16 protein-coding genes are annotated in these 16,377 nt (G+C 34.1%); 8 read left to right on the top strand and 8 right to left on the bottom strand.

The window, feature by feature from the left end; all coding sequences use genetic code 11:
* The first annotated feature begins 18 nt into the window (after nucleotides 1–18).
* The 4 genes from ABD935_RS03030 to ABD935_RS03015 all read left to right on the top strand — a co-directional run bounded on the left by ABD935_RS03030 (nucleotide 19) and on the right by ABD935_RS03015 (nucleotide 3,976).
* A complete protein-coding gene (locus ABD935_RS03030) occupies nucleotides 19–417 on the top strand; it encodes an HYC_CC_PP family protein (protein WP_345190098.1) in 399 nt (132 codons plus the stop codon).
* Between the two features lie 88 nt (nucleotides 418–505).
* On the top strand, nucleotides 506–2,770 hold the full coding sequence (locus ABD935_RS03025; RefSeq protein ID WP_345190097.1) for a TonB-dependent receptor: 2,265 nt from the start codon (nucleotides 506–508) through the stop codon (nucleotides 2,768–2,770).
* A 143-nt stretch (nucleotides 2,771–2,913) separates the two neighbouring features.
* Nucleotides 2,914–3,297 (top strand): heavy-metal-associated domain-containing protein, encoded by a 384-nt coding sequence (locus ABD935_RS03020; protein ID WP_345190096.1) that lies wholly within the window; start codon nucleotides 2,914–2,916, stop codon nucleotides 3,295–3,297.
* 166 nt (nucleotides 3,298–3,463) lie between these two features.
* Nucleotides 3,464–3,976 carry a collagen-like triple helix repeat-containing protein gene (locus ABD935_RS03015; protein WP_345190094.1) on the top strand — a complete coding sequence of 171 codons (513 nt, stop codon included), beginning with the start codon at nucleotides 3,464–3,466 and terminating at the stop codon, nucleotides 3,974–3,976.
* A 176-nt stretch (nucleotides 3,977–4,152) separates the two neighbouring features.
* Here ABD935_RS03015 and ABD935_RS03010 read toward each other — a convergent pair whose 3' ends face one another.
* The 8 genes from ABD935_RS03010 to miaB form a co-directional block, all read right to left on the bottom strand.
* Nucleotides 4,153–6,876 carry an outer membrane beta-barrel protein gene (locus tag ABD935_RS03010; protein WP_345190093.1) on the bottom strand — a complete coding sequence of 908 codons (2,724 nt, stop codon included), beginning with the start codon at nucleotides 6,874–6,876 and terminating at the stop codon, nucleotides 4,153–4,155.
* A 122-nt stretch (nucleotides 6,877–6,998) separates the two neighbouring features.
* Nucleotides 6,999–8,630: a chaperonin GroEL gene (gene groL, locus ABD935_RS03005; protein ID WP_345190092.1), complete on the bottom strand. Its 1,632-nt coding sequence runs from the start codon at nucleotides 8,628–8,630 to the stop codon at nucleotides 6,999–7,001.
* A gap of 97 nt (nucleotides 8,631–8,727) precedes the next feature.
* A complete protein-coding gene (locus ABD935_RS03000; protein ID WP_345190091.1) occupies nucleotides 8,728–9,003 on the bottom strand; it encodes a co-chaperone GroES in 276 nt (91 codons plus the stop codon).
* A 149-nt stretch (nucleotides 9,004–9,152) separates the two neighbouring features.
* A complete protein-coding gene (gene secG, locus ABD935_RS02995) occupies nucleotides 9,153–9,512 on the bottom strand; it encodes a preprotein translocase subunit SecG (protein ID WP_345190090.1) in 360 nt (119 codons plus the stop codon).
* A complete protein-coding gene (locus tag ABD935_RS02990) occupies nucleotides 9,512–10,456 on the bottom strand; it encodes a hypothetical protein (RefSeq protein WP_345190089.1) in 945 nt (314 codons plus the stop codon). Before ABD935_RS02990 ends, secG begins: the two co-directional genes overlap by 1 nt.
* A 126-nt stretch (nucleotides 10,457–10,582) precedes the next feature.
* Nucleotides 10,583–11,089: an LPS assembly lipoprotein LptE gene (lptE, locus tag ABD935_RS02985; RefSeq protein ID WP_345190088.1), complete on the bottom strand. Its 507-nt coding sequence runs from the start codon at nucleotides 11,087–11,089 to the stop codon at nucleotides 10,583–10,585.
* Between the two features lie 137 nt (nucleotides 11,090–11,226).
* A complete protein-coding gene (locus ABD935_RS02980) occupies nucleotides 11,227–12,495 on the bottom strand; it encodes a sigma-54 interaction domain-containing protein (RefSeq protein WP_345190087.1) in 1,269 nt (422 codons plus the stop codon).
* 67 nt (nucleotides 12,496–12,562) lie between these two features.
* The gene (gene miaB / locus ABD935_RS02975) at nucleotides 12,563–14,011 is read right to left on the bottom strand and encodes a tRNA (N6-isopentenyl adenosine(37)-C2)-methylthiotransferase MiaB (RefSeq protein WP_345190086.1); all 1,449 of its coding nucleotides are present in this window, start codon (nucleotides 14,009–14,011) and stop codon (nucleotides 12,563–12,565) included.
* Between the two features lie 148 nt (nucleotides 14,012–14,159).
* Between miaB and ABD935_RS02970 the strand changes: the two genes are divergently transcribed.
* From ABD935_RS02970 to ABD935_RS02955, 4 genes are read left to right on the top strand one after another with little or no spacing between them, the layout of a single operon-like run.
* Nucleotides 14,160–14,606: a hypothetical protein gene (locus ABD935_RS02970; protein WP_345190085.1), complete on the top strand. Its 447-nt coding sequence runs from the start codon at nucleotides 14,160–14,162 to the stop codon at nucleotides 14,604–14,606.
* A 17-nt stretch (nucleotides 14,607–14,623) separates the two neighbouring features.
* Nucleotides 14,624–15,082 (top strand): LVIVD repeat-containing protein, encoded by a 459-nt coding sequence (locus ABD935_RS02965; RefSeq protein ID WP_345190083.1) that lies wholly within the window; start codon nucleotides 14,624–14,626, stop codon nucleotides 15,080–15,082.
* A 26-nt stretch (nucleotides 15,083–15,108) separates the two neighbouring features.
* The gene (locus ABD935_RS02960; RefSeq protein WP_345190081.1) at nucleotides 15,109–15,480 is read left to right on the top strand and encodes a transposase; all 372 of its coding nucleotides are present in this window, start codon (nucleotides 15,109–15,111) and stop codon (nucleotides 15,478–15,480) included.
* Nucleotides 15,480–16,331, top strand: coding sequence for an IS3 family transposase (locus tag ABD935_RS02955; RefSeq protein WP_345190148.1), 852 nt, complete (start codon nucleotides 15,480–15,482; stop codon nucleotides 16,329–16,331). The genes ABD935_RS02960 and ABD935_RS02955 overlap by 1 nt, the downstream gene beginning before the upstream one ends.
* The last annotated feature ends 46 nt before the right edge of the window (nucleotides 16,332–16,377 follow it).

Here is a 16,377-nt window from a genome sequence, read left to right as displayed (position 1 = left end):
TAGTATTTTTGTCTCTTAATGAAAGAATTATTATATAAAAGCTTCTCGTCTATTATGGCGTTACTCGTTTTGTTTTCAACGGTGTCATTTACTGTTGAAAAGCATTTTTGTGGTGATGTTCTAGTAGATGTTGCTGTTTTTGTTGAAGCTGAAAAATGTAAAATGGAAGCTTTGGAAATTTTGCAAAAGAAAACATGCTGTAAGGATGAAATAGATGTTGTTGAAGGTCAAGATGAATTAAAGTTTTCTTCGTTTGAAGATTTAGACTTCGAACAACAACAATTTATTACAGCATTTGCTTATGCTTACCTTAATGATTTTGAAGGTTTGCCAAAACAAATCATTCCTCATAAAGATTATTCCCCACCTAATTTGGTTACCGATATTCAGGTTTTAGACCAAGTTTTCATCATTTGATTTATTAATGTTTTTTTTTTATTTCTACTAAGGTAGAAACCTATTGTCTTTTATAGTGTAAAACATTATTAATTTTTCAAAACATCAAATGAAAAACCTACTATATATAATAGTACTGCTTCCCATGTTTATGACTTCTCAAGAGAATATTAAGGGTGTGATTATGGAAACGAACGAAAAAAACGAGCGTATTGGTTTAGCTGGTGCGAATGTGTATTGGTTGAATACTGAAGTTGGAACAGTAACCGATATTAATGGTGATTTTAGGCTTTCATACAAACCAGAATACCATAAATTAGTGATTAGTTACGTCGGTTTTAAAACAGACACGCTAACTATTAGTACATCACAAAATATAAAACATCGGTTAGAACCTACGGATAATTTAGGTGCAGTTACTGTAAAATCAAGAAGGCAAACCACTGCAAAATCCTATTTTAAAGCTGCAAATGTCATAAACGTAAGTAGTGATGAATTGTTGAAAGCAGCCTGTTGTAACCTCTCTGAAAGTTTTGAAACCAACCCGTCCATCGATGTTAATTTTGCCGATGCTATTTCGGGGACACGTCAAATCAAAATGTTAGGATTAACGAGTCCCTATATTTTAATTGCTACCGAAAACATTCCGTCTATTCGAGGTGCATCACAAGCCTATGGTTTAAGTTTTATCCCCGGAACTTGGGTAGAAAGTATTCAAATTACCAAAGGTGCCGGGAGTGTGGTTAATGGTTTTGAAAGTATTGCGGGACAAATTAATACCGAATTGGTAAAACCATCAACCGATGATAAGCTGTTTGTGAATTTATATGGTGCAACCAGTGAGCGTTTAGAACTGAACACACACATAAATGCTAAAGTGAGTAATAAGTGGCACACAGGATTGTATATTCATGGAAACACGCACAATAAGGAACACGATGTAAATAATGATGGTTTTTTGGATATGCCAAAATTCAATCAGGTTAATGTCATGAACCGTTGGCAATATACCGATACCAAAAAAGGCTTTGTTACTTTTATTAATTTGAAGTTTTTAAATGATGAAAAACAAACGGGTGAGCTGGATTTTAGACCTGAAACGGATAAGCTAACTACAAATAGCCCTGTGCTGAGCGGAGACGAAGTATGGGGAAGTGAAATTGATACAAGACGTTACGAAATATCTACAAAATTTGGCTATGTAAACCCTGAAATCCCTTGGCAAAGTCTTGGCGTGCAAACGGCGTTTAGTAGTCATAAACAAGACTCCTATTTTGGGCTAAACCAATACGATATTACTCATAATAGTTTGTATGCAAATGCTATTTATAATTCTATCATTAGTGATTCTAGGCATAAAATAAAAACTGGAGTAAGTTATACTTACGACCATTATGACGAATTTGTGAATGCAACGGATTATGAAAGAACTGAAAACTCGGTAGGGGCATTTTTTGAATATAGTTTCAATAATTTAGAACTGTTTAATCTTACCGCTGGTGTTCGTATAGATAACCATAATTTATTAGGAACATTTATAACTCCAAGAATACATGCTAGATATTCGCCTTGGAGTAAATCTGCATTTAGAGCATCCTTTGGAAGAGGGAAACGAAGCGCTAATATTTTTACCGAAAATCAACAAATGTTTTCAACCTCAAGACAAATTAATATTTTAAATTCTGGAGGTAGTGTTTATGGTTTAGATCCTGAAATTGCTTGGAATTATGGGTTGTCATATTTGCAAGGTTTTAATTTGTTTGGACGCAAAGCGGACATCACTTTAGATTATTATAAAACCGATTTTCAAAATCAAGTTGTAGTAGATTGGGAAAACCCTACGGAGATTAATTTTTATAATCTTAACGGAAAGAGCTTTGCTAATAGTTTTCAGGTAGAGTTTAATTATAACCCTTTTGAACATTTCGATTTACGGATAGCGTATAAGTTTTACGATGTAAAAACCGATTACAATTCGGGTAGATTAGAAAGGCCGTTAACACCAAAGCATCGTTTCTTTGCTAATGTGGGTTATAAAATGCATCAAGACGAAGGCAAACTAGGACGATGGAAATTTGATGTTACGTTTAATTGGTTAAGCGACCAACGTTATGCCTCGACAATTACTAATGCTGTTGAATATCAATTACCAGAAAGAACGCCAACAGTAGCAACTTTAAACGCTCAAATAACCAAAGTGTTTTCTCCAAAATTTGAAGTATATTTAGGCGGCGAAAATATTACTAACGTTAGGCAACCCAACCCGATTTTAGGGGTGGAGGACCCGTTTGGAGCGAATTTTGATAGTACGTTTGTATATGGTCCCATTTTTGGAAGTATGTACTTTGCAGGATTGCGTTACAGACTCCATTGAAAAAGGGAGTCTCATAAATTAAAAGGATGCGTTAAAAACAATCTGTCATTCCTGCGAAGGCAGGAATCTTTTAAATAGAAACTTAATTAGATTAAAGTGGATTCCTGCCTTCGCAGGAATGACAAAAAATAAAACAAAAAATCATGAAAAACTTAATAATCATTACACTATTGCTAATAGGTTCAACAACTTTTGCGCAAAACAAAAACGCCAAAGCTTCTATGGAAGTAGATGGTATTTGTGGTATGTGCAAAGCACGTATAGAAAAAGCATGTTTAAATACTAAAGGTGTGAAATTTGCCACATGGAGTATCGATACGCATGAATTAAAATTAATTTATGACGACCGTAAAACCGATGTAAACACTATACAAAAACAAGTGCTAGCTGCAGGACATGATGTTAAAGAAATAAAAGCAACTGATGAAGCCTATGCTGCGGTTCATCCATGTTGTAAATATCGTGATGAAGCGGTAAAAGAGGAGCATGAAGATAAAGGTGGTGCTCATGAGGGTGACGCCCATTGAAATTTGTAATAGGTGATTTTAGCTCAACATGTTTTTACTTGGTTTAGGTCATTTTTAATAAAAAAAGTTTAAATTCGTTTTTTTAACGTTTTAAAACTGGATATTATGAAATTAATGTTGGTTGGAAAACATAAAAGAGAATTTAAAAAGAACTAAAATTAACCTTATGAGAACAATCTTATCAAAAACGAATTATATTGTATTATCACTTCTAGTAATTTTAGCTTTTTCATGTTCAACTGAAGATGGTGCTATAGGACCAGAAGGACCAGTTGGTGCTCAAGGCGTACAGGGACTACAAGGGGAAAAGGGTGACCAAGGAGATCCTGGAAATGGAGGTATAGTATCTGTGTTGTTAGCAGATCAGACTTTAGTTTTAGGGGAAAATGAATTTGATGTACCTCAGTTAACGCAAGATATTTTTGACAATGGCTTAGTTTATGCATATATAACTGGAGATTCTTCTATTTGGTTGTCCTTACCTGTTTCCCAATTACAAAACTTAGGTACAGATGAAGAGCCAGCATTTGCCTCTGTAACGGTTGTCGAAATGGTTGGTATACAGGTTGGTAAGGTGTTTCTTTCTTCTCTTGTGGAAGGAGTAACTGACATTAGATTTGTTTTAGTTCCTGGAACTGTTGCACAAGCAAGTGCATTCGATATCAATGATTTTTTATAGTTGAGTAGAGTGGACTTAATATATTAGACTGGACAACTTTTATTTTGTAGAAAAATTTATCTAAATTGCTTTTAGCAACTAATAAAGTTCACTTGTGTTGTCCCGATAGCTATCGGGATTGTTTCACTATAGAAATGGAGCTTTAGCTTTACATTAAACCGCCCTTCAAATATTCATCAACTCCTTTTTGTTTTCTTCCGTTTTCCACCATTCAACTTATACGTATAACTCAAAATAACATAACGCCCCAAGCTTTCGGTGGTGGTTTCTTCAAAATAGTTAACGGTACTTCGTCTGAAAACATCAACGTTTTTATCAAGAATATCAATAAGTACTAATTTTAAAATGTTCCTTTTATTTCCTGTAAATGCATAGGATAGGGCAGCGTTCCAAATTGGTAATTCTTGATTATTGGTAAATTTGTTATCCGTAAAAACAATATAGTCTAATTGCGTGTTGAGGTTAAGTTTTTTGGAAAATTCATAATCAAAAGAGGCAAAATAATTCTGTTTGGTAAAGGTTCTATCTAAATCATCAACTAAAGAAAAGGCGGTTTTATTAGTGCTATAAGAGGCACCGGTTTTGACATCAAACGTGCTTTTGTTAGAATTTTCAAAAGAGAGGCTAAACAGATAATCTTGGGTGGTAACATCGTTCAATTCATTATTTACAAGGGCATTAGATGTTTGAAATAGATTTTTGTTTTTTAATGTATATCTAATCCCTAGTGTCTTTATTTTTTTACTTAGACTTAAATTTGTTCTTAAACGTTTATTGTTGCCACCGTTTTCATAGGTTCTGGTTCTTATAAAATCATCATCAATCAATACATTCGAAATGATTGCATCTTCAATATACTGAAACTGAATTCTAGAATAAAAACTTAAGGACGATTTAAAATCATGAATCGTGTTATTTAAAGTAATCACATCTGCCTTTTCAGTTCTCAAATTAGGATTCCCTGTTCTAATAAAATAGGGGTTTAGGTCGTTTACAATCGTCGTAATTTGTGAAGTTCGCGGACTTTTTATTATTCGTTTGTATGTAAAACGATACTTGACGGCACGTTTGGGCTTGAATTGCAAAGTTGCTAATGGGTTTAAGTAAAACTGATTTCTAATTAAAGGCATATCGCCATCTGCACCAAACGCTCTGTTTAAATCCTGTAATTCGGCTCCGTAGGATAGATGCCATTTGGTTGAGTTATAGTTATGGGAAAATCTTGTAGTGTAGCGTCTTTCAGTATTTTTAAATTTAAAATCAAGACGCTCTTCTTTATTGTTATCTGAAATTGTTGTTCTAGATTGCAGCGCATCTTCTTGGTCTATCTTATTGAGAACGACTCCTTGAATTTTAAAATAATGTTGCTCCCAAAGCGGTTCGGTATAATTAAAATACAAATAAAGTTGCGTGTTTTTAACCGCTTCGTCTCTTAAAGTAAGTTGTTCTCTTTCGGATTCATTAGGCTTTCCTATGTTACGCGTAATAAATGTGTTTTGCGTGTTGTCATAATTTCTATTGGCAATTGTGGTGTTAAGACCTGTACTGAAATTTCGTCCTTGTTTTAATAAACGTTGGGAATAATTAATATTCAGCCTTGCTGTTTGTCTGTCGTTTTTAGTGTTAAGGTCAGAATTATTTGTGGTTACCAATTCGTTAGAATCGTTAATAAAGCGTCCCTTTCTATCCAATACATTTGTTCTAATATCCGAAGTAAACCCTCCATTAATGTGCAAACTATGCATTTTATGTGATTTGTTTTGATAGTTGAAATTTAAGTTGTGATTGTTGGTGGTGTTTTTAAAATCATTATCAGAATTAAAATTGAAATTATTTTTTCCAGAAAAGGTAATTCGGTTGGCAAATGAAAGCCTATTATTATTGGTGTGATTATAAAAATAGTCAGCATTAAAAGATTCATCTTTTTTAAATTCGTGCCCGATGTGAAGCCCAGCAACACCAGTGGTTAAAAATCCGCTTAGAGGTCGCTGTATTTGGGAACTATTATTTTTATCATCATCAGAATCATCGGCTATACCATTCGCATTTTGTAAAAAACCACGAATATTTGAACCTGTAATGTTGATATTATTGAATTTTCCAACAACAGAGATTTGTGTTTTAGGATTAAATTGGTTGTAGTTGAGGTTGCTAAAATATCGACTATCCAGCCCTGTGCCTGCTGATAGTTTGCCAAAGCCTTGGTTTTTTTTAGTCTTTTTTAATGTGAAATTAATAATCACTTCCTTGTTACCGTCATCAACGCCAGTTAATTCGGCTTCATCACTTTTTTTATCAATCACTTCTACTTTTGAAATAGCATCAGCTGAAAGATTCTTTAAAACAATACTAGGGTCGCCGCCAAAAAACTCCTTTCCATCAACAAAAATTCTAGCTACCTCGTTTCCTTGTGCCACTACTTTTCCATCAGAATCAACTTCAACACCTGGGAGTTTGCTTAATAGAGATTCAATGGTGTCATCATGATTCACTTTAAACGAATTGGCATTAAAGGCTATAGTGTCTTTTTTAATTTGAATGGGAATTACTGCAGATATCATTACAGCATCTAAAGTGCTTATATCGTCTTTTAATGTTATGTTTTTTAAATCTATGGGTTTGCCATCTAACCGAATAGTTTTGTAAAATGCCTGAAAGCCTAATGATGAGGCTTGGAATAATAAGGGGCCTTGTTTGGGTTCTATAATTTTAAAATGGCCTTTGTTATCTGTAATAGAATAATTAACTACGGTTGAATCTTTGGGGTTTAATAAAACTACAGAAGCTAATTCGATAGGTTGATTTTGAGGGTCTATAATATTACCACTGACTTGTGATTGGCATAGAATAAAATTTGAAATGCACGCAAAAACAATAGAAAAAACAAGTTTTCTAGACATAGGTTGGTTTGTGATTAGTTCTTATGACTAATGAAATTATAAAAAGTTTAAAATTAGAAATAAAAAAACGCTTCCAAATTTTTGGAAGCGTTTTTGATATTTAATGACGATTCGTTTTTCGACTACATCATGCCTGGCATACCACCACCGCCCATTGGAGGCATAGCAGGAGCATCTTCTTTAATATCGATTAAAGCACACTCTGTAGTAAGAATCATTCCAGCTACAGATGCTGCATTTTCTAAAGCAATACGGGTTACTTTTTTAGGGTCGATAATACCCGCTTTAAGCATGTCTACATATTGTTCAGATTTAGCATCATAACCAAAGTCTTTTTTACCTTCTAAAACTTTATTGATAACCACAGAGCCTTCGCCTCCTGCATTATCAACAATGGTACGTAAAGGCGCTTCAATAGCTTTGTTTACTATTTGAACACCAGTAGTTTCATCTAAGTTTTCAGTAGTGATTTTTTCTAAAACAGCTTTAGCTCTTACTAGGGCAACACCACCACCGGCAACAATACCTTCTTCTACAGCAGCTCTGGTTGCGTGTAAAGCATCATCAACACGGTCTTTCTTTTCTTTCATCTCCACTTCACTAGCTGCACCTACGTAAAGTACCGCAACACCACCAGCTAATTTAGCTAAACGCTCTTGAAGTTTTTCTTTATCGTAATCTGAAGTTGTAGTTTCAATTTGAGATTTAATTTGGTTGACTCTAGCTTTAATCGCTTTAGCATCTCCAGCGCCATTTACAATTGTTGTATTGTCTTTATCAACGGTTACCGTTTCAGCAGTACCTAACATGCTTAAATCTGCGTTTTCTAAAGTAAACCCTCTTTCTTCAGAAATAACAGTTCCACCAGTTAAGATAGCGATATCTTCAAGCATAGCCTTACGTCTGTCTCCAAAACCAGGTGCTTTAACGGCTGCAATTTTAAGTCCTCCACGTAATTTGTTTACTACTAAAGTGGCCAAAGCTTGTCCGTCTACATCTTCAGCAATAATTAATAAAGGACGACTAGATTGTGCTACAGGCTCTAATATTGGAAGAATTTCTTGTAAGTTAGAAATCTTTTTATCGAATAATAAAATGTATGGATTTTCTAAATCGGCAATCATTTTATCAGCATCAGTTACAAAGTAAGGTGATAAATACCCTCTGTCAAATTGCATACCTTCAACTACATCAACGTAAGTTTCCATGCCTTTTGCTTCCTCTACGGTAATAACCCCTTCTTTACCAACTTTACCAAAAGCAGTAGCGATTAGTTCACCAATAGTATCATCGTTATTTGCAGAAATAGCAGCAACTTGTTTTATTTTTTCAGAAGAATTACCAACTTGCTTAGATTGTTTATCTAAGTCTGCGGTAATAGCTTCAACAGCTTTATCAATACCACGTTTTAAATCCATTGGATTAGCACCGGAAGCTACGTTTTTTAAACCTTCTTTAACAATTGCTTGAGCCAAAACGGTAGCGGTTGTTGTACCATCACCAGCCAAATCATTGGTTTTAGAAGCCACTTCTTTTACCATTTGAGCACCCATATTTTCATGTGGATTATCTAACTCAATTTCTTTAGCAACAGTAACACCATCTTTAGTGACTTGTGGTGCTCCAAAACTTTTACTAATAATTACGTTACGTCCTTTAGGACCTAATGTTACTTTTACTGCATTTGCTAATGCATCAACACCGCGTTTTAAACCATCGCGTGCATCAATATCAAATTTTATGTCTTTTGCCATAATGAAAAATTTTTCTATTCCTTTGGAAAAAGGAATCTGTTGTATTTAAAATTTAGTTTTTGTTTGATAAGATTCCTGCCTTCGCAGGAATGACAATTTAAATAATTGCCAGTATATCGCTCTCACGCATGATTAAATAATCAGTGCCTTCAAGTTTAAGCTCAGTACCTGCATATTTACCATATAAAACAGTATCGCCAACTTTTACTGTAATAGGGTCGTCCTTAGTGCCTTTTCCAGCAGCTACAACAGTCCCTTTTTGAGGTTTTTCTTTAGCGTTATCTGGAATAATAATTCCTGATGCTGTTTTAGTTTCAGCAGCAGCTGGTTCTATAAGAACTCTATCTGCTAATGGTTTAATGTTTAATGCCATTTGTTATATGTTTTTTTATTTTTAAAAATTTAAATTAACGCTTAAGCGTTATACTAAAAATGTGCCAATATTTAGGAACTGACAAACTTGCAGAAACAAAAAATGCCAACTTTTAAAGTTGGCATTTTTTGTTTTATTGTAATGCAAAATTACTCTGGTGTGTCATTTGTTATATCAGCATCATTTGTTGTTTGTGCTGGAACATCTGGTAAAGCAATTGGCGCTGTTGTTGTAGCGTCTGGGTCTAAAGCTTTAGAATCTAAATTATCACCACCTCTGTTAATTGCTACATTTGAAAGTAAAATTAATGCCAAAAGTAATGTTGCTAAAGTCCATGTGCTTTTATCTAAAAAATCAGTTGTCTTTTTTACACCACCCAATTGTTGTGTGCCACCGCCACCAAAAGATGATGATAATCCACCGCCTTTAGGGTTTTGAACCATAATTACTACAATTAGTAAAAATGCTACGACAACGATTAAGGCTAAAAATATTGAAAACGTACTCATTATTCCTTGTTATTTTGTTCTTGTAATTGTTCTACTGCTTTAATTTGGTTTGCAAAGAAACCACTTTTTTCTGGATATTTCAAACTTAAAATCTTATAAGATTGAATCGCTTTTTTGTAGTTCTTTTGTTCCACATAAATACGGGCTAAAGTCTCTGTCATTAAAGACTCAGGTTGTATCATTTGTGCTTTGGCTAAATTGCCTTTTTGCGTTAAGGGTTTCTTAGGGCTTATTTTGGGATTCTCAGAAATGAATTTATCAATAAGCTCAAACTTTTTTTCTTTTTCTAATGCTTCTGAAGTTTTAATTTCAATGGGAGCTTCTTCCTTTTCTTGTTTTCTGTCTATAGGTTTAAAACGTGTTAGCTTAAGCCATTCGTTAAAAGAATGGGATTCTCTTTTATCAAACTGAAGTGGTTTTCCTAAATTCAAAATGTCATCGGCTGATGCTTCTTGGGTTTTTGTTTCTTCAGTAACATTTTCAATAATTTCAGATTCATCTAAAATAAAAGTTGATACTTTTTTAGGACGCGCCTCTTTAGGTTGAAATAAAGCGGGGTCTAAAACACCATCGGTATCTTTAATTTGTTGCTTCAAAGCATCGTCAATAGTAACACTTTTTTCAACTGAAATATCTTCAATGCTAACATCAAGACCTTTTAAATGCGCCGTATTTTGCTTTATGAATTGAGATATTTTATTTTGAATAAAAGCTTCCGAAGTAATAAAGTCGAATAAAATACTTCTATCTGTAGTATGTGCTGCGGTGATTTTAAGTTCTTGGTTGTATTCAATACTACTCTGGTCTTTTAAGCCTTTTAGGTAAATGGCGCGGGCAGATTGAAAATAAGGAAACTTATCGATAATAGATTTTACGGCTTCAGTTTGCTGATGCGTTATAACCTGTGGGTTTTGAAGCGTATGTATGAAATCTGTTTTCTCCATTGGCTGAGCCAAATTTAATGATTTTTTTCGCACAAAGGCGCTAAGACTCAAAGTTAAAAAAAGTACAAAATGATTTAATTTTAAACGATAACAACTGTTACTGCGACTGAAAACGGTGACTAATAATTACCATTTAGCAAGTGTAGCATTAAAAATATCTTGCGTAAGGCGTTCAAATATCTCCTCGTGAGCTGTTGTTTTTTGTGAGCCTACAAGTTGTGCGCTTCCAGGGTAATCATAAAAGAATGAAAAGGATTGTTCTAAATCGTCTTCTTCTTTCTTTGTATTATAAAACCGTACTTTAACACTAATTGTTAATCTATTTTGTGCTGCCGTATTTTGTGATGTGGCAGTAGTTGGTGAAATTCTATAGTTTGTTATTTCGCCTTCATAAACTAAATCGCCTTTAGAGGGTACCAAATTTAAGTTGGTTTGATTTTGGATTAAATCTTCAAGGGCTAATTTAAAATCGCGTTCTAAACCTGGTTCTATAAGTAGCGATGTGTTTTCAAAACGATTTACTTGATAGGTTTCTGTTCCTGCTGGGACAGATGCGCCCGTAAATGAGTAGAAGCCACAGCCTACAAGTGTTAGTGATAATGCTATTGCTATTAAATATTTTATTGTATTCATTTGTTAAAGTGGATTCCTGCCTTTACTTCGACTGCGCTCTGCATAAACTCCGGAATGACAAAAGTTTAATTTTAAACGATTTATTTTTCGTTAGATTGTGTTTTGCTGCCAACTATTGACTGAGAACTGCTTACTTTTTACAGGTTATATTGTTTAATCTTTCTATATAAAGTACGTTCGCTAATACCAAGTTCTGCAGCTGCTAATTTACGTTTTCCGCTGTGACGTTCAAGGGATTTTTTAATTAATTCTAATTCTTTATCATGTAAAGATAAAGTCTCTTCTTCTTCAATTTCTTCAGCAAAGTGGTATTTATCTAGAGCAACTGGAATGTCATCATTATTTGAACCGTGTTCTGGAATGGATAAAACTTCTGTGTTGTCTATGGATTCTTCGTAATCTGCATCTTCTTCATCACCACTACCGTAAATTTTCTGAATCAGGGTTTCGTTATCTTTTTCAACATCTTTAACGTTGCCGCTCTTCATTAATTCCATGGTAAGCTTTTTTAAATCATTTAAGTCCGCTTTCATGTCAAACAATACTTTGTAAAGGATTTCGCGTTCGCTACTAAAGTCGCTTTCAGATTTTGATGTTTTTATAATGGCAGGCAAGTTGCTTCCTGTTGTTGGTAAATAACTTCTTAAAGTATCGGCAGTAATCGTTCTGTTCTGTTCTAAAACAGAAACTTGTTCTGCAATATTGCGCAACTGACGAATATTACCGCTCCATCTGTGTTTTACAAGTACTTGAATAGCGTTTTCGGTAAGTTTAACCGTTGGCATTTTGTATTTTAAAGCAAAATCACTTGCGAATTTTCTAAACAGTAAATGGATATCTTCCCGTCGTTCGCGTAGTGGTGGTAAATGAATATCTACGGTACTTAGCCTATAGTATAAGTCTTCTCGGAATTTTTCTTTTTGTATGGCTTCAAACATATTTGCATTCGTGGCCGCTACAATGCGTACGTCGGTTTTTTGTACTTTACTAGAGCCGACTTTTAAAAACTCGCCATTTTCAAGAACACGCAATAAACGTACTTGAGTGGTTAGTGGTAATTCGCCAACTTCATCTAAAAAAATAGTGCCACCATCGGCTACTTCAAAATAGCCTTCACGGGTCTGTGTTGCTCCTGTAAACGCACCTTTTTCGTGCCCAAAAAGCTCACTATCTATGGTGCCTTCTGGTATGGCACCACAGTTTACAGCAATGTATTTGTTGTGTTTTCTGTGTGATAATTGGTGAATTATTTTAGGAATACTTTCTTTACCAACACCACTTTCGCCAGTTACCAACACCGAAATATCAGTAGGGGCAACCTGAATTGCTTTTTCAATAGCGCGATTTAGTGATGGTGTATTTCCAATAATACCAAAACGTTGTTTTATAGCTTGAACTGATTCCATGTTTTTTAATTAAAAATTAAAAGTGAATAATGAAAAACGGATTTTTAATTGAAATAATTTTTCATTATTAATTGTTCATTGATAATTCTACTGCCTCCCCAATCAACGTAGCACTTGTGCAATCTGTAACCTTTACATTTACAAAATCTCCAATTTTATGATTTCCTTTTGGAAATACACAAACAATATTTTGAGGTGTGCGACCAGACCATTGCTTGTCTGATTTTTTTGATTCTTTTTCAATCAATACTTCTACAGTGGTGTTAAGCCATGCTTTGGTTTTAATTTCGCTGTGCGCCCTTTGTAAATCTACAATGTCTTGTAGTCTTCGTTTTTTAGTTTCTTCAGGAACATCATCGTCCATGTTTCGACCAGCCATAGTTCCTGGGCGTTCCGAATACGTAAACATATACCCGAAATTATATTTAACATACTCCATTAATGATATTGTGTCTTGAAAATCTTCTTCGGTTTCCGTTGGGAAACCAACAATCATATCCTGGCTAATAGCGCAGTTAGGAATGATTTTTCGAATATTATCAATCAATTCAAAATATTCCTCACGGGTATGTAAACGATTCATGGCTTTTAGAATACGATTACTTCCACTTTGTACTGGTAAATGAATATGATTGCAGATGTTATCATATTTAGCCATGGTTTCAACTACATCTAAAGTTAAATCTTGTGGATTCGACGTTGAAAAACGAATTCGCATTTTAGGTTGTGCTTTGGCACAAAGTTCTAATAACTTCGAGAAGCTAACCGAAGTTGCTTTTTGTATAGCGCTGGCTTTGTCGAATTCTTTTTTAAGTCCTCCGCCATACCACAGGTAACTATCTACATTTTGACCAAGTAACGTAATGTCTTTATAGCCTCTATTCCATAAATCGTTGACTTCTTCTATAATGCTTTGTGGGGCTCTACTGCGTTCTCGACCACGTGTAAAAGGGACTACGCAAAAGGTACACATATTATCGCAGCCACGGGTAATGGATACAAAAGCGGTAACACCATTGGTGTTTAAACGCACAGGAGAAATATCACCATAGGTTTCTTCTTTTGAAAGAATAACATTTATAGCGTCTCGACCTTCATCAACTTCCGCTAAAAGATTTGGTAAGTCTTTGTAAGCGTCAGGGCCGACAACTAAATCAACAATTTTTTCTTCTTCAAGAAATTTTGTTTTTAAGCGTTCTGCCATGCAACCCAAAACGCCTACTTTCATTTTAGGGTTATGGTCGCGTTTTACAGCATTGTATTTTTCTAAACGTTTACGAACGGTTTGTTCTGCTTTATCGCGAATAGAACAGGTGTTAACCAGAACTAAATCGGCTTCTTCTAGATTTTTAGTTGTGTTAAAACCTTGGTCAGCCATTATGGAAGCTACAATTTCGCTATCGCTAAAATTCATAGCGCAGCCATAACTTTCAATAAAAAGTTTCCGTTTGTTATCTTCTTTTTGTTCTAAAACTAAAGATTGGCCCTGTTTGTTTTCGTCTATTATCTTTTCCATAGTTTGTTAGAAAATCGTATCTTTCAATAAGCATGCAAAGATACAATTTATTTGTGTGTTATGACAAAGTGGCAGTTGAATTTTGTTTTATAATTTACGCAACCAAAAAGCGTTTCATGTATCTATAATAAAACCCAAATATCTAAAAATGCAGTCTGTCAAAACCATTTTTCTCTTTATTCCTCTCGCATTGTGTTTTATAAATATGCAATGTGATGATAACGATGATATTAATCGTTCTAGTGGAATATGTGATGAGACAACAATTATTAGCCATGACTTATATGAAAAACTGAATTCAGCAAATTTCACTTTTATTGATGCGGAAATAACAAACGATTGTTTACATATTGAGATAGGCGCTTCTGGTTGCAATGGTAATACTTGGGGATTTAATTTAGTGGATTCTGGAGCAGTTGCTGAATCATCGCCAGAACAACGCTATTTAAAGTTTCAATTAATAAATGAAGAACTGTGTCTTGCTTTTTTTGAAAGAACAGTTTCATTTGATTTAACACAGCTACAAATTAATGGTAGTAATGAAGTCATATTACATATAGAAGGCTTGGAGTCTTCATTACATTATACATATTGAATTAAAAATTATCTATTATGAAATTGAAACACCTTTTTTTGCCACTACTTTTTATAATGGCTTTGTCTTGTGATAAAAACGACGATGCCGATTATGAATTTGTTCAAGTAGCAACCCCGCAATTAATGAGTAAAACGGCCTTTAGGAGCGCGGTTAAGGTTACAGTGCCAGAGCCTATTAAAGAAGCAGGCAAAATCTATGCCTATAAAGATTATATTTTTATTGGCGATTTAGATGGTGTTCATGTAATTGATAATTCAAATCCAGCATCACCAAGGGCTATTAAGTTTATTGAGATCCCGATTAATGAAGATATTTCTGTAAAAGATAATTTCTTATATGCTGATAGTGGTACCGATTTGGTGGTTTTTGATATTTCGAATATTAATACAGTGTCTTTAGTAGAGCGGTTAAAAGATGTATTTAACGTTTATAATTATAATATTCCCGTTGAAGCAGATGTTGACCCGTCCTGAATAAAGGCTACATAATTTTAAACATTATGTACAAAAATGACAAAGTAATTAGACGTTACAGTGAACCTTTCAAATTAAAAATTTTAGCCGAACTTACAACCGGAAAACACACAAAGAGTGAACTATGTAAACTCTACTCTATTGCCCCTACAACCGTTAATGAGTGGATTAAAAAGTACAATCGTAAAGACTTAATGAACACAAGAGTAAAAGTGGAAACAAAAGACGAAATATCTAGAATCAAAGAACTTCAAAAGGAAATTGAACAGCTTAAAAAACTACTACTCAAAAAGGACCTAGATGCTTTAGTACTGGATTCTTACCTTGAAGTAGCTGCTGAAGATCTAGGCTATAAATCTGTTGCTGAACTAAAAAAAAAGCTAAGTATAAAGCCTTAATCAAAGCTAAAGAAAAATCTAAGGGATTTGCTTCTTTAACGACTATAACACATTGTTTTGGACTTAAACGTGATGCGTATTATAAATACAAATCTAGAGCTGATATGCGTTTAAAACTTGAACAACAGATTATTGAAATAGTACACAAAAGACGCAGATCCCTTCCCAGAGAAGGCGTGCGTAAACTTAAGGTATCATTGGATGATGAGTTTACAAAGGCCAATCTTAAAGTCGGTAGAGACACACTATTTAATGTCCTTAGAAAACATCAAATGCTAACACTTAGAAAGAAATATAGTAGCAGAACTACTAACTCGCATCATCGATTTTATAAGTACAATAACATTATAAAAGACCTAGAAGTGACAAGGCCTAACCAAGTTTGGGTGAGTGATATAACTTACATTAGAACCATAAAAGGATTTTGTTACTTGGCTTTAATAACTGATATGTACTCTAGGAAAATAGTGGGGTATGATCTTAGTGACAGCCTAGAACTTAAAGGATGCGTAAGAGCACTTAATAAGGCCATTTACCAAGCTAAAAATAGTAATGGACTCATACACCACTCTGATAGAGGAATACAGTATTGCAGCAACGTATACACTCAAATATTGAAAAGAAAAAAGATAGACATTAGTATGACCGAAGAAAATCATTGTTATGAAAACGCTATGGCAGAACGTGTAAACGGAATCTTAAAAGATGAATTTTATTTAGACCAAACCTTTGATAACGTGAGTCACGCTAAGAGAGCTGCAAAAAATGCAATTAAATTATACAACGAAATAAGATTACATTTATCTTTAGACTATAAAACACCTAATATGGTATATAAATTATCAGCTTAATTCAATTTTAACCTGTAGCCATATTTCAGGATAAGACATGTTGTTG

It is taken from the genome of Algibacter agarivorans (assembly GCF_039543245.1).
Taxonomy (GTDB): domain Bacteria; phylum Bacteroidota; class Bacteroidia; order Flavobacteriales; family Flavobacteriaceae; genus Algibacter_G; species Algibacter_G agarivorans.
This window is presented reverse-complemented; position numbering and strand designations above follow the sequence as displayed.